General features: G+C 50.9%; 1 pseudogene. It reads right to left on the reverse strand.

From position 1 onward, the window contains the following. Positions 1-647 (reverse strand): annotated as a pseudogene (djlC, locus tag DMC61_RS41015) (co-chaperone DjlC); the annotation flags it as partial.

A 647-nucleotide genomic window follows, 5' to 3' on the forward strand; every position in this document is an offset into this window, starting at 1 on the left:
CCAGCATCTCTTGTTTCGGAAACGCTTCAAGTACTACCTGTTCCGCTACCCGATACAAATCCAGGAACGGTGAATCTTGCTCTGTCTCGCTACCGACTCTCGATTTCCACCACGCCCATGCTTTGCGCTTGAAGAATAACGACTCAATAAACGATTGACCTAACGGCGATAATTTTCCGCTATGTAAAATCTCCGCCCATAACAGCCGCGTCCGGGCGCTCTCCCCAGGCACATATTTCAGCGGTTGACCTTGCGCATCTACCATGCTCCGCGCTTCGATAACCATCACTAATAACGCGAAATAATCCGGGCAATGACGCTTGCTCCACTGCAACAACAAATTATCAGCTTGTGTAGATGGGTAACTTTCCCAGTACGCGCAGAGATCGGCAAGCAGGCTTTCCCCCTCGCCGCAGTACAAACGTTGTGCACACAAGTAATACCGGGCATCTTCGCTTTCTGGTTCTTCCGTTTGCCACTGTTGAGCGACAGGAATGAGTTCCGCCATACCTGTTTGCACCGAGCTGTACCAGCGCAACAGTTTGCGATGTAACTTTGCATCATCAGGAATTAACCACGGACCTTCCATCGCCAAAAACGCAGTGACATAGTCAGGATGGTAACGGCAGCAACGTTCCAGCGCGAAG

Origin of the sequence: Amycolatopsis sp. WAC 04169, assembly GCF_003947535.1 — a bacterium.
GTDB classification, from domain to species: Bacteria; Actinomycetota; Actinomycetes; order Mycobacteriales; family Pseudonocardiaceae; genus Amycolatopsis; species Amycolatopsis keratiniphila.